An 11,631-nucleotide genomic window follows, 5' to 3' on the forward strand; every position below is an offset into this window, starting at 1 on the left:
AGGGGGGTCGTGTCGGCGGACAGGTGCCCGTGGTCGGTGGCGAGACCGCCGAGTTCGGCGAACCGTGCGCGTCGCGTCGCGTGGATGGCTTGCCCCACGTCAGCTTCGACAACGAGGGCGGCGTCGGCGAGGCCGTCAGCCACCTCACCGGTCTGGGGCACCGTCGCCTCGGCCACGTGGGCGGCGACCTCCTCAGCCGCTCGGCGCGCCAGCGCCGGGACGCCTTCGTCGCGGCCTGCGCCGAACGGCCCGACGGGGTCGACGGCCAGCTGCTCGGGGAGTTCCCGCCGACGTTCGAGGGCGGCATGGGCGCCGCGGACGCGGTCCTCGGGTCTGGCGTCACCGCCGTCATCGTCTACAACGACATCATGGCCATCGGCCTGCTGCACCGCCTGATCGCCTATGGCGTCCCGGTGCCCGAACGACTGTCCGTGGTCGGCATCGACAACATTCCCGTGTCTGCCGTGGTGCGCCCGCCCCTCACCACCGTCGAGCTCCCCCGCCGGGACGCGGGCAGGATCGCCGCCGAGACGATGGCCGCGCTGCTGGTGGGCTCCGAACCCGCCCCCGGCGACAGGCTCCTGCCGACGCACCTGGTGGTGCGGGAGTCGACGGCCGCACTCAGCCCTGTGACAGCGTCCGCGCGAACTGATTGAGGTGGCCGAAGTCGGTGTCGGCGACGACCGTCACGACGTCCTTGCCGCCGCGGCGCACGAGCGCCCGCGTACGCCCGTCCCCCGTCTCGAACCGCTCCCACTTCTGTCCGGCGATGGTCTCGTCGCCCGCCGGCATCGCGGCCCGCGTCGTCTCCGCCACGAAGGACGGGACGTCGCCGTCGGCCTGATTGACGGCGTAGTGGATGCCGTCCGGCCCGATCATGCCGAGCAGCCACTGGTTGCGCGGTGACGGCGCACCGCCGAGCGGGCCGGGCTGGCCGGCCTTCGACCAGTGGGCGCGGGTGGGCCGCCACTGCCTCTTGCCCTCGGGCAGGCCAGCGGGGGCGACCACCGGCCACGGCGCCTCGGAGCGCGCCTTGGCGAGCACGGGCTGCCACGGCACCGTGGGCACCTCGGGCTCGTCGGGGGTCTGGGTGAGCAGCGCCATCAGCAGGAGCACGGGCACCAGCACCACGAGGATCGAACGGATCATGTCCCCCGCGGTCGCGGATCGCTGCTGGTCGGCCACGGCCCCATCCTCACAGAACGCCGCGGCACGGCGAAATCTGCGGCGACATCGCTAGGGTGCGGCCATGAGGTGGTTCGGGAAGTCCGACGAGGGGCTGCGTACGCTCGGGCGCGCCCGCCGCGGCGACCACGAGGTCGCGCTCCGCGAACGGCGGCTCGACTCGGGGCAGGTCGTCCACGAGCTCATCGTCAACGGCGCCTTCGCGATGGACAGCCGTGAGGTCGCCAGCGAGATCGCGCTGGCCGACTGCGCCGCCGACGCCCGGCGCGTGCTGGTGGGCGGGCTCGGCCTGGGCTACACGTCGGCGCGGCTGCTGGAACACGGCGTACGCCACCTCGACGTGGTCGAGCTCGAGCCGGCACTGCTCGACTGGGCGCGACAGGGGCTGACGCCGATGCTGGAGCGGGTCGCCGGGGACCGGCGGGCGACGCTCCACGCGGCCGACGTGGCGGAGGTGTTGCGGGGCTCGACCGGCCCGGACGGGCCGTGGGACGCGATCCTGCTCGACGTCGACAACGGCCCGGACTTCCTGATCCACGCCGGCAACGCCGACCTGTACGCGGCCCCGCTCCTCGAGGCTGCGCTGGCGCGGCTCATTCCTGACGGGCTGCTCGCGGTGTGGTGCCAGGGACGCGCCCCCGAGCTCGCGGCGACACTCGAGCGGCTCGCCCCCGGCGTACGCGAGGTCATCGTGCCGGTCGAGCGCGAGGGACACCAGATCGAGTACGCGATCTACTGCGCGCGGGCCTGAGTCCGCGTACCCGGTGTCGTGAAGTTCGGGACCTGAGTCCGCGTACCCCGGTCTTTCGCGAGGTTCCCCCTGGATGAATCGCACGACTCGTCGCGTGTGCACGAGTTGCGTTTTCGCCCCGGCGTGTCGCCCCAACTTGCGCACCCGGGTGCACAAGTTGGGCCCCCGGGGCCCACCCGTTCGTGAAAGTGGCCGGGGAGGGGGAATCGTTCACCCCTCCCCGGCCACGGCCTGGGGTCAGCTCGGCTGGTCCTCGAGCATCTCGGTGACCAGCGCGGCGATCGGCGAGCGCTCCGACCGCGTCAGCGTGACGTGGGCGAACAGCGGGTGTCCCTTGAGCTTCTCGACCACGGCCACGACACCGTCGTGGCGACCGACGCGGAGATTGTCGCGCTGGGCGACGTCGTGGGTCAGCACGACACGCGAGTTCTGGCCGATGCGGCTCAGCACCGTCAGGAGGACGCCGCGCTCCAGCGACTGGGCCTCGTCGACGATCACGAACGCGTCGTGGAGCGAGCGCCCGCGGATGTGGGTCAGCGGCAGCACCTCGAGCAGCCCGCGGTCCATCACCTCGTCGATGACGTTCTTGTTGGTGACCGCGCCGAGGGTGTCGAACACGGCCTGCGCCCAGGGCGACATCTTCTCGTGCTCGCTGCCGGGCAGATAGCCGAGGTCCTGGCCGCCGACGGCGTACATCGGGCGGAAAACGATCACCTTCGAGTGCTGCCGCCGCTCGAGGACGGCCTCGAGCCCCGCACACAGCGCGAGCGCAGACTTGCCGGTGCCGGCCCGGCCGCCGAGCGACACGATGCCGACGCTCTGGTCGAGCAGAAGGTCGAGCGCGACGCGCTGCTCGGCCGAGCGGCCGTGCAGGCCGAACGCCTCGCGGTCGGACTTGATCAGCCGCACCTGCTTGTCGGCCATCACGCGGCCGAGCGCGGAGCCGCCACCTCCCAGCAGCACCACGCCGGTGTTGGCCGGCAGGTCCTTCACCTCGTCGAGGTCGGCGGTGCCGTGCTCATAGAGCGCGTCGATCACCTGCGGCGCGACGTCGATCTCGGTCATGCCGGTGAACCCGGTCTCGACCACGCCGTCGGCGCGGTATTCCTCGGCCGGCAACCCGACCGACGACGCCTTCACCCGCATCGGCAGGTCCTTCGACACCAGCACGACGTCGTTGCCCTCGGAGCGATAGTTCAGCGCGACCGCGAGGATGCGCGAGTCGTTGTCACCCAGGCGGAATCCCTTCGGCAGCACGGAATCGTCGGTGTGGTTGAGCTCGACATGGAGCGTTCCCCCCTGCTCGTTCACCGGCAGCGGCGCGTCGAGGCGGCCGTGGGCGATGCGGAGGTCGTCGAGGTGCCGGAGCGCGGTGCGCGCGAAATACCCGAGCTCGGGGTGGTGGCGTTTGGCCTCGAGCTCGGTGATCACCACGACGGGGAGCACCACGTCGTGCTCCGCGAAGCGGCGCATGGCGTGGGGGTCACTCAGAAGTACCGAAGTGTCGATCACATAGGTCCGGCGGGCGGCGGTCTGGGACACAGTCAATTCCTTCTGTGGGACCGCGCGTCACCGGCGCCCGGCCCCACCTGGTTTCAGGTGATGGGCCGGAGAGCCTCAGGGCCTGGTGCTGGCCCGCGGGTCGCGCTCGTTCGAGCTGGACGTCGCATGGACGATGCCTCCGGTCGCGGGCGGCTTCCCCACCGCCCGTTGCCCACGAAGGTACGCGGCCGCGTACGGCACATGTCACGTCACCACGCCGTACGCGTGTCGCGTAACTGACTGTTCTCCTGCCGTTAACGCCCGAAGCGGCGCTCGCGCTGCGCGTACGAGCGCAGGGCGCGGATGAAGTCGACCTTGCGGAAGTCGGGCCACAGGGCCTCGCAGAAATAGAACTCGCTGTGGGCCGACTGCCAGATCAGGAAGCCCGAGAGCCGCTGCTCGCCCGACGTGCGGATCACGAGGTCGGGGTCGGGCTGGCCCGCGGTGTAGAGATGGGCCGCGATGTCCTCCATCTCGGCGGTCTCGGCGAGCTCGGCGAGCGACGTGCCCCTGGCCGCCTCGGCGGCGAGCAGTGAGCGCACGGCGTCCCGCAGCTCGTGGCGACCCCCGTACGACACGGCGATATTGACGTGCATGCCGTCGTTGCCGGCCGTACGGGCCTCCGCGTCCTTCAGCCGCGCGGCGACGTCGGCCGGCAGCAGGTCGAGCGCGCCCATGGGCTTGACCGCCCAGTGGTGGCCGGCGAGGTCGTCGACCATGTCGACGATGACCTCGAGCAGGGGCTGGAGCTCGGAGTCGGCGGCGCGGTGGAGGTTGTCGGTCGACAGCACCCAGAGGGTCACGACCTCGACGCCGACCTCGTCACACCAGCCCACGAACTGCAGCAGCTTCTCGGCGCCGGCGCGATAGCCCGCGACCAGCGGCTGGCCCGGCGCGTTCATGCGCGCCCAGCGCCGGTTGCCGTCGGCCATCACGGCGACGTGCTTGGGGAGTTGGTCGTGGTCGAGTTCGGCGAGGAGCCGCTGCTCGTAGGTCGAATAGAGCAGCCCCGCCGGGTGCATCCGGTCCACGAGCTCACGGAGCCGGTCGATACGCGCCATGGGGCCACACTAGCCATCCGCACGCCGGCGCGGCAGGGCCTACGGTCGGGCTTCCCCCTCGGTGGGGTCGGACTCCGTGCTGACGAGCACCTTCCCGCGCGTCCCGCCCCTGGTGTCGTGCACGGCGTCGGTGGGCGGCTTCTCGTGACGGCTACGGTAGTCGGGCACACCTGATGGCCACCCGGAGTTCATCCGGGCAGCCATTACCGGCCCGTAGGTTACGGTACCGTAGGTTTCAGAGGAGGTGTCCATGCCGAGCGACACGAAGTCCGAGGTCACGCCCGCCGTCGACGAGGCCCTCGCGCCCCTGAAACCGAAGCTCCGCGGCTGGCTGCATGCCGGATGGACGCCGCTGGTCGTGATCGGCAGCATCGTCCTCATCCTGCTGTCGAAGACCCCCACCGCCCGCATCGGCAACGCCGTGTTCCTCGCCGGATCGCTGATGCTGTTCGGCACCAGCGCCATCTATCACCGCGGCCGCTGGAGCACCGCCGCCCTTGCCGTGCTGCGCCGCCTCGACCACGCGAACATCTTCGTGTTCATCGCGGCGTCCTACACGCCGATGGCGCTGCTGATGCTGCATGGGAACTCGCGGGTGCTCCTGCTCACCATCATCTGGATCGTCGGCATCCTCGGGCTGTTGTTCCGCGTGCTCTGGCTCAGCGCGCCGCGCTGGCTCTATGTCGCCCTCTATCTCGGCATGGGGTGGGCCGCGCTCGGCTGGCTCAACCAGTTCCTGGGCACCGGCGGGCCGCTGGTGTTCGGGCTGATCATCGCCGGCGGGCTCTGCTATTCACTGGGGGCGGTCGCGTACGCACGGAAGCGCCCGAACCCGAGCCCCGCGTGGTTCGGCTTCCACGAGATCTTCCACCTCGGGACGGTGCTGGGCTGCGCGTGCCACTTCGTCGCGATCCTGCTGCTGACGCTGCGCTGACGCCCCACGCTGGCTGAGCGAGGCCGCCTGCGGCCGAGTCGAAGCCCCCACGCTGGCTGCGCGAGGCCGCCCGCGGCCGAGTCGAAGCCCCCACGCTGGCTGAGCGAGGCCGCCCGCGGCCGAGTCGAAGCCCCCACGCTGGCTGAGCGAGGCCGCCCGCGGCCGAGTCGAAGCCCCCACGCTGGCTGAGCGAGGCCGCCCGCGGCCGAGTCGAAGCCTCCACGCTGGCTGAGCGAGGCCGCCTGCGGCCGAGTCGAAGCCCCACGCTGGCTGAGCGAGGCCGCCCGCGGCCGAGTCGAAGCCTCACCACTCCCCCGGCGCGAAGTCCTTCAGGAAGCACCCATACAGGTCCTCCCCCGCCTCGCCCCGCACGATCGGGTCATAGACCCGCGCCGCCCCGTCGACGAGATCGAGCGGCGCGTGCCAGCCCTCGGCCGCGATGCGCAGCTTCTCGTGGTGGGGCCGCTCGTCGGTGATCCAGCCCGTGTCGACCGCGGTCATCAGGATCTGGTCGGTCTCGAACATCTCCGCCGCGCTCGTGCGCGTCAGCATGTTCAGCGCCGCCTTCGCCATGTTCGTGTGGGGGTGGCCCGGCCCCTTGTAGCGGCGCCCGAACTGCCCCTCCATCGCCGACACGTTCACGACGTACGCCCGCCTCGCCCCCGCCGCGACGGCCGCGCGCATCGCGGGGCGCAGCCGCGAGACCAGCAGGAACGGCGCGGTCGAGTTGCACAGCTGCACCTCGAGGAGCTCCAGCGGGTCGACCTCCTCGACCTTCTGCTTCCACGAGTTCACGCGCTGGGTGTCGGGCAGCAGGCCGCCGGCGTCGACGGCGGTGCCGGAGGCGTACGCCTCCAGGCTGGCGTGGCCGGCGGAAAGAGTGAGGGAGGTCAGAGCGGCGGGGGTGGGCTGGTGAGCCGGCTCCTCGTCGCGCTGGCGCCTGTGCCGAGCGAGGCCGCCCGCGGCCGAGGCGAAGCGCTCGCTCGGAGAACGTTCAGCGGTGCGCTCGTGTGACTCCTCGTCTCGCTGGCGCTCACTCGGCGAGCGTTGACCCCGCAACGCCCCGGTCAACGCCGCCGGGTGGGCCTCGCTGATGCGGTCGAAGGCGATGATGCGTGGCAGCGGCCCCTCGGGCAGCGGCTGGTCCTCGGCGTCGACCAGGTTCGCGTACGCCCCCGGGCTCCGCCGCACGGTCTGGGCCGCGTTGTTGATGAGGATGTCCAGCGGGCCGCCCGCCGCGACCTCGTCGGCGAGCGCGACGACCTGGGCGGGGTCGCGCAGGTCGATGCCGACGATGGTGAGTCGGTCGATCCACTCCGGCGAGTCCGCCAGCTCGGCGAACCGTCGGGCGGCGTCGCGCGGGAACCGCGTGGTGATCGTGAGCTCGGCGCCGTCACGCAGGAGCATCAGCGCGATGTACATGCCGATCTTCGCGCGCCCGCCCGTCAGCAGGGCGCGGCGCCTGCGCAGGTCGGCGCGCTGGTGGCGCTTGCGGTGGCTGAGCCGCGCGCAGTCGGGGCACAGCCAGTGGTAGAACGCGTCGACGAGCCGGTATTTCGCGTGGCACATGTAGCACCCGCGCTCCTGCTTCAGCTCCCCCGCGTACGCCCCCACGACCTGCGAGACCAACGGGATGCCCTTGGTCTCGTCGTCGATCCGCATGGGTGATCCGGTCGCCGTGGCGGCGAGGATCGCTGCATCGTGCTCGACCACCGGCGTACGCCGCTCGTCGCGCGCGCGGGCCCGGCGTACCTTGCGGAGCGTCTTGTCGAACGTGGTCGCCGCGCGCTGCACCGCGACGAGGTCGGGATGGCCCTCGGGCAGCACGGGCGCGGCGCGGAGCACGCGCAGGGCGGCCTCGAGGTCGGCGGGATCGATGGGGTCGGCGGGATCGATGGGGTCGGCGGGGGTGCCGTCGCCCTCGCTCACGCCTGGGTGTCGGCCTTCGGCCGCTCGGTGCGATCGCCCTGCTCGGCGCGGGTGTCGATGCCCTCGTCGGGGATGTCGATGCGGCGCAGTTGCGTGCGCATGCTGCGGAACAGCAGGAACACCACGATGCCCAGCACGATCGTCAGCACCAGCGGGATCCACCCCGCCACGACCGAGTTGGGGTCGATCTCCAGGAAAGTCATGGGATCGACTGTACGCCCGTCAGCGCAGCCCGGCGAAAAGATCGTCCTCGGGGGTCAAGGCCCCGACGTGGTTCACGACGAGCTCGAAGTCCTCGGTCGGCCACGCCTCCTGCTCGACCTCGAGCGGCACGGCGAACCAGGCGCCGTTCGGGTCCACCTGCGTGGCGTGGGCGATGAGGGCGCGGTCGCGGACGTGGAAGAAGTCCGCGCACGGGACGCGGGTCGTGATGCGGTCCGACGAGACGCGCGGGAAGTCGTCCCACTTCGCGAGCCGCTCGACGTACGGCGACTCGAGCCCGCGGGCGATCATGGCGTCGTGGAGGGCCTGCGTACGCGGCCTGTTGAAGGTGAAGTGGTAGTAGACCTTGGACACCTGCCAGGGCTCGCCGTGCTCCGGCCACAGGTCGGGGTCGGCGGCAGCCTCGACCGCGGCCATGGTCAGGCGGTGGCACATGATGTGGTCGGGGTGGGGATAGCCGCCGTTCTCGTCGTAGGTCGTGACGACCTGCGGCCGGAGGTCGCGGATGACCTGGACGAGCCGCCCGGCGGCCTCGTCGAGGTCCTGCGTCGCGAAGCAGCCGTCCGGCAGCGGGGGCAGCGGGTCGCCCTCCGGCAGGCCGGAGTCGACGAAGCCGAGCCAGATCTGCTCGACGCCGAGGATCTCGCGGGCGGCGTCCATCTCGGCCCGGCGTACCTCGCTGATGTTGGCGATGATGTCCTCGCGCTCCATCGCAGGGTTGAGGATCGAGCCGCGCTCGCCGCCGGTGCAGGTGGCGACGACGACGCGTACCCCTTCCTGGACATAGCGGGCCGTCACGGCCGCACCCTTGCTCGACTCGTCGTCGGGGTGGGCGTGGACGTGGAGCAGGCGCAGGTCGCTCATGGATCTCCTCGGTTCGGGGCCGCAGACACTCTAGTGGGCGGTCGTTGGGGGGCGGGGTCGTCCAGACGGCGGACTAGAGTGACGCGCGTGAGCATGACCGAGGCCGAGCGGCGGATCGCCGAGCGCTATCCCGTGCGTCGGCGGCCGTGGCTGGTGCCGCTGCTGGTGGTGGCGCTGGGGTCGCTGGTCGCGTACTGGCTGTGGATCTCGGCCGGTAAGGCCAACCCGCCGCTGCAGGGCAACGTGTCGAGCTTCCAGGTCGTCAGCGACACCGAGACGCGGGTGAAGGTGATGGTCGACCGGCGTACGCCGGCCACGTCCGGGCGCTGCCTGGTCTATGTGCAGGCCGTCGACTTCGAGCGGGTGGGCGAGGTGTCGGTGCCGATCGGACCGGCGGATCGGAAGACCGACGAGCGCTGGGTGAGCGTACGCACGTTCCGGCGCGGCACGTCGGCGTCGGTGGACCACTGCGGGTGAACGTTCTCCGAGCGAGCACTTCGTCTCGGCCGCGGGCGGCCTCGCTCAGCACAGGCGCAGCGAGACGAGGAGTTCGGAACGTTCTCCGAGCGAGCGCAGCGAGTCGAGGAGCATTCCCGCCCTTCTTTGCTTCCCACTGGTAGACTCCCCCAATGGCAGAAATCACCACTGACACCGTCTGGCTGACCCAGGACGCGTACGACAAGCTCACCGAGGAGCTCGCCCACCTCGAGGGCGAGGGCCGCACCGAGATCGCCGACCGCATCGCGGCCGCGCGTGACGAGGGCGACCTCCGCGAGAACGGCGGCTACCACGCCGCTCGCGAGGAGCAGGGCAAGATGGAGGCCCGCATCGCGCAGCTGCAGCAGATGTTGCGTCGCGCCCAGGTGGGCGAGGCCCCGGCCTCCGGCGACGAGGTCGCGCCCGGCACCAAGGTCACCATCGCCTTCGACGGCGACGAGGACGACACCGACACGTTCCTGCTCGGCTCGCGCGAGGTCCTTGGACTCGACGACGCGGCCGACGACGTGAACGTCTATTCGCCCCAGTCTCCGCTGGGCGCCGCCATCACCGGCAAGAAGGTCGGCGACATGGCCGAGTATGAGACGCCGAACGGCAAGACGATCGCCGTCAAGATCATCAAGGTCGAACCCTTCCGAGGCTGACCCGCTGGATTTCCGCCATACAGCGAGCCGCCCCGGGTGACCGGGGCGGCTCGCTGTTTGTGCGTGGGCCCGGTCCCTCGACCCAACTTGCGCACACGAGTGCATGGGTTGGGTTCCGCGCCCGGCGTGTCACCCCAACTTGCGCACACACGTCAACGTGCGGTGGTCGCTCGCGGGTTCACGGGGCGTACGCGGGCTCACGGCGTACGCAGGCTCACGACGTACGCGGTCCTGCCCGCACCCTGCTCCGTTGCCGCTTGTGCAGAAGTTGGGGTGACACGCCGGGCCAGCCACCCAACTTGCGCACTCGCGTGCACAAGTTGGGCTCTAGGGCGGGGGTACGCGGGCTCAGAGCCTCGCCAGCAACGCCTGTGCCTCGGCCGGGCTGATCGACCCGTCCGCGACGCCGGTGAGGACCTCGTCGCGCGTGGGGGTGGGGTCGGGTTCGCCGACGGGCTCCCCCGCCTCGCCCGACAGGCCGAGCTTCATCAGCAGTTGGGTAAGGCGCAGACGGGCGGTCGGATAGGACACCCCGAGGTGCTTCTCGACCTCGCGCAGGTTGCCGCGCGAGGCCAGGAAGACCCGCAGGGTCTCGATCTCGCCCTTGTCGAGGGCGCAGAACTCACAGGTGGCGAACATGCCGCCGATCTCCGACCCGCACGACGTGCAGCCCAGGCGGGTGACGGCGAGCTGATCGCCGCAGACCGGGCAGTCATGAGGTGCGCGGTGCTCATGGTCGTGGCTCATCGGAGGTCCTCCTTGGTGTCGTTGGTCTTGTCGCCGGTCGCCTTCTCGCTCTCCGAGCCGACGCGCACCTGCGCGTGGCCCATGACCACGCCCACGTCGAGGCGGGCCGAACCGTTGCCCATGACGACCTCGTCGCCCGAGCCCTGGTGCTGGCCGGCCCAGGCCACCTTGCCGAGTTGCGACTCGGCACGGACGGTCACATTGGAGCCGTCCCCGAGCTGGATCGACAGCGAGCCCGATTCGCAGCGCACGCGCGAGCGGCCGGTCGTGACGGTGCCCGACAGCGTGGCCTGCCCGGCCTGGACGAGCACGTCGTGGGCCTCTTCGAAGCCCGTGACCTTCGCGCCGCCGGCTGTGACGCGTACCTTGCCGAGCCGGCGTACGTCTTCGGTCGTCAGGGAGCCCGCCGTCAGCTCGACGTCGACGAGCAGGCCGGGGTTGACGCGGACGAGCAGTTCCTTGCCGAGGCCGAGGTTGCGGACGTCCTCGAGGCTGCGGGGCGGCTTGAGGATGGTGAACCCGTCGAGCGACGGCCCGACCTCGCCCTCGGAGGTGATCTCCATGACCGAGCCGTTTCGGCGCAGGACGTGCTGGCCCTCGACCGAGGCGGTCGAGACGCGGCCGTCGCCGATCACGCGTACGCGGCGGCCGACCGCGCGGATCGATACGGACTCGACGCCCTTGGTGTCGGTGATGGGCGGTGCGTCGGCGGGCTGGCCGTCGCGGACACGGGAGAAGGTCTCGCGGGCGTAGGTACGCCAGCGGTTCGGGCCCGGCTCGCCGGCGGACCGCTTCGGGGCGTCGGCCGTGGGACCGCCCGCGGCAGTGGGGGGCGTCGGGGTCGTTTCGGCCCGCTGGGGCCCCGCGTCATCGGTCGGCTGGGCCGACGTGGTCTTCAGCGCCTCGATCCGTCGCGAGGCCTCGGCGGCGTCGATGCGCCCTGCCGCGAGGTCCTCGAGGATCGTCGTCATGTCCGGGGTGCTCATGCATCAAATGTAAAGCGCCGCCGCTCACTTTCGAAGGGGTGCTTTCCAGAATGGGAGGTGACTCGGGGTCAGTTCAGGGTTATGGGACTGGCTCGGCCGTGAAAAGTGCACACCTGCGCCCATTCCGCCGCCCAGGACGCCTCACGCCCAGCGTGTCGCGCACACCTGCGCCCATTTCACATCCCGGGAACGAAAAGCGCACACCTGCGCCCATCTGGCAGCCCAGGGCCGCTCACGCCCAGCGTGTCGCGCACACCTGCGCCCATCT

13 protein-coding genes are annotated in these 11,631 nt (G+C 71.2%); 5 read left to right on the forward strand and 8 right to left on the reverse strand.

Annotated features, from left to right (window positions below):
* Nucleotides 1-89: 89 nt before the first annotated feature.
* Entirely contained in the window at nucleotides 90-656 is a 567-nt protein-coding gene (locus ACYVAG_RS02245; protein ID WP_460765911.1) for a LacI family DNA-binding transcriptional regulator, read from the forward strand.
* Here ACYVAG_RS02245 and ACYVAG_RS02250 read toward each other — a convergent pair.
* Nucleotides 622-1,185 carry a DUF4245 domain-containing protein gene (locus ACYVAG_RS02250; protein WP_460765914.1) on the reverse strand — a complete coding sequence of 188 codons (564 nt, stop codon included), beginning with the start codon at nucleotides 1,183-1,185 and terminating at the stop codon, nucleotides 622-624. The two genes, ACYVAG_RS02245 and ACYVAG_RS02250, sit on opposite strands and share 35 nt — an antisense overlap.
* Nucleotides 1,186-1,249: 64 nt before the next feature.
* Here ACYVAG_RS02250 and ACYVAG_RS02255 point away from each other — a divergent pair, with 64 nt between their 5' ends.
* Nucleotides 1,250-1,936, forward strand: a complete 687-nt coding sequence (locus tag ACYVAG_RS02255; protein ID WP_460765917.1) for a hypothetical protein — start codon at nucleotides 1,250-1,252, stop codon at nucleotides 1,934-1,936.
* A gap of 237 nt (nucleotides 1,937-2,173) precedes the next feature.
* Here ACYVAG_RS02255 and ACYVAG_RS02260 read toward each other — a convergent pair whose 3' ends face one another.
* Nucleotides 2,174-3,478, reverse strand: coding sequence for a PhoH family protein (locus ACYVAG_RS02260; RefSeq protein WP_460765920.1), 1,305 nt, complete (start codon nucleotides 3,476-3,478; stop codon nucleotides 2,174-2,176).
* 254 nt (nucleotides 3,479-3,732) lie between these two features.
* Nucleotides 3,733-4,539: an isoprenyl transferase gene (locus ACYVAG_RS02265; protein WP_460765923.1), complete on the reverse strand. Its 807-nt coding sequence runs from the start codon at nucleotides 4,537-4,539 to the stop codon at nucleotides 3,733-3,735.
* 250 nt (nucleotides 4,540-4,789) lie between these two features.
* Between ACYVAG_RS02265 and trhA the strand changes: the two genes are divergently transcribed.
* On the forward strand, nucleotides 4,790-5,473 hold the full coding sequence (gene trhA / locus ACYVAG_RS02270) for a PAQR family membrane homeostasis protein TrhA (protein ID WP_460765926.1): 684 nt from the start codon (nucleotides 4,790-4,792) through the stop codon (nucleotides 5,471-5,473).
* A gap of 303 nt (nucleotides 5,474-5,776) precedes the next feature.
* On the opposite strand, the gene ACYVAG_RS02275 is transcribed toward trhA, so the two are convergent.
* From ACYVAG_RS02275 to mca, 3 genes are read right to left on the reverse strand one after another with little or no spacing between them, the layout of a single operon-like run.
* Nucleotides 5,777-7,402 (reverse strand): SDR family NAD(P)-dependent oxidoreductase, encoded by a 1,626-nt coding sequence (locus tag ACYVAG_RS02275; RefSeq protein ID WP_460765929.1) that lies wholly within the window; start codon nucleotides 7,400-7,402, stop codon nucleotides 5,777-5,779.
* A complete protein-coding gene (locus ACYVAG_RS02280; protein WP_460765932.1) occupies nucleotides 7,399-7,605 on the reverse strand; it encodes a hypothetical protein in 207 nt (68 codons plus the stop codon). Before ACYVAG_RS02280 ends, ACYVAG_RS02275 begins: the two co-directional genes overlap by 4 nt.
* Nucleotides 7,606-7,624: 19 nt before the next feature.
* Complete coding sequence (gene mca, locus ACYVAG_RS02285; protein WP_460765935.1) at nucleotides 7,625-8,488, reverse strand: mycothiol conjugate amidase Mca; 864 nt, start codon at nucleotides 8,486-8,488, stop codon at nucleotides 7,625-7,627.
* A 93-nt stretch (nucleotides 8,489-8,581) separates the two neighbouring features.
* Here mca and ACYVAG_RS02290 point away from each other — a divergent pair, with 93 nt between their 5' ends.
* Nucleotides 8,582-8,965: a DUF4307 domain-containing protein gene (locus tag ACYVAG_RS02290; protein WP_460766805.1), complete on the forward strand. Its 384-nt coding sequence runs from the start codon at nucleotides 8,582-8,584 to the stop codon at nucleotides 8,963-8,965.
* A gap of 152 nt (nucleotides 8,966-9,117) precedes the next feature.
* Nucleotides 9,118-9,630: a transcription elongation factor GreA gene (gene greA, locus ACYVAG_RS02295; protein ID WP_460765938.1), complete on the forward strand. Its 513-nt coding sequence runs from the start codon at nucleotides 9,118-9,120 to the stop codon at nucleotides 9,628-9,630.
* A gap of 348 nt (nucleotides 9,631-9,978) precedes the next feature.
* On the opposite strand, the gene ACYVAG_RS02300 is transcribed toward greA, so the two are convergent.
* Both ACYVAG_RS02300 and ACYVAG_RS02305 read right to left on the reverse strand, forming a co-directional pair.
* Nucleotides 9,979-10,377 (reverse strand): DUF2089 family protein, encoded by a 399-nt coding sequence (locus ACYVAG_RS02300; RefSeq protein WP_460765941.1) that lies wholly within the window; start codon nucleotides 10,375-10,377, stop codon nucleotides 9,979-9,981.
* Nucleotides 10,374-11,363, reverse strand: a complete 990-nt coding sequence (locus tag ACYVAG_RS02305) for a hypothetical protein (protein WP_460765944.1) — start codon at nucleotides 11,361-11,363, stop codon at nucleotides 10,374-10,376. The genes ACYVAG_RS02300 and ACYVAG_RS02305 overlap by 4 nt, the downstream gene beginning before the upstream one ends.
* Between the last annotated feature and the right edge of the window lie 268 nt (nucleotides 11,364-11,631).

The organism is Mariniluteicoccus flavus (assembly GCF_054776655.1).

Coding starts and splice junctions, on each gene's coding strand:
- mca (WP_460765935.1), bottom strand. CDS start 8,488: ATGAGCGACCTGCGCCTGCTCCACGTCCACGCCCACCCCGACGACGAG.
- ACYVAG_RS02300 (WP_460765941.1), bottom strand. CDS start 10,377: ATGAGCCACGACCATGAGCACCGCGCACCTCATGACTGCCCGGTCTGC.
- ACYVAG_RS02305 (WP_460765944.1), bottom strand. CDS start 11,363: ATGAGCACCCCGGACATGACGACGATCCTCGAGGACCTCGCGGCAGGG.
- greA (WP_460765938.1), top strand. CDS start 9,118: ATGGCAGAAATCACCACTGACACCGTCTGGCTGACCCAGGACGCGTAC.
- ACYVAG_RS02290 (WP_460766805.1), top strand. CDS start 8,582: ATGACCGAGGCCGAGCGGCGGATCGCCGAGCGCTATCCCGTGCGTCGG.
- ACYVAG_RS02255 (WP_460765917.1), top strand. CDS start 1,250: ATGAGGTGGTTCGGGAAGTCCGACGAGGGGCTGCGTACGCTCGGGCGC.
- ACYVAG_RS02280 (WP_460765932.1), bottom strand. CDS start 7,605: ATGACTTTCCTGGAGATCGACCCCAACTCGGTCGTGGCGGGGTGGATC.
- trhA (WP_460765926.1), top strand. CDS start 4,790: ATGCCGAGCGACACGAAGTCCGAGGTCACGCCCGCCGTCGACGAGGCC.
- ACYVAG_RS02265 (WP_460765923.1), bottom strand. CDS start 4,539: ATGGCGCGTATCGACCGGCTCCGTGAGCTCGTGGACCGGATGCACCCG.